General features: G+C 63.5%; 1 protein-coding gene. It reads right to left on the reverse strand.

The features are described from left to right. Positions 1 to 49: 49 nt before the first annotated feature. The coding region (locus SB754_RS23340) for an amidase family protein (protein WP_410784611.1) at positions 50 to 230 on the reverse strand (181 nt) is incomplete at its 5' end.

Here is a 230-nt window from a genome sequence, read left to right on the forward strand (position 1 = left end):
GGCCGGATTCAGCGCCCACCGTTAGTGGCAGGCACGGCCGGCCGCCAAATCAAAGCTGTGGCTGCCGCCGGGCAGCCAGCGCCTTCTCCAGCGCACCGGCCAGCAGCAGCAGGCGCTTCTCGTCGTAGGGTGCGCTCATGATCTCCAGTCCCACCGGAAGCCCATTATCGGTAAAACCGGCAGGGACAGTGATTGCGGGAAAATGCAGCTGTGAAGCAATGACGGTGTTG

The sequence above is a fragment of the Leifsonia sp. SIMBA_070 genome (assembly GCF_046534635.1).
Lineage (GTDB): Bacteria > Actinomycetota > Actinomycetes > Actinomycetales > Microbacteriaceae > Leifsonia.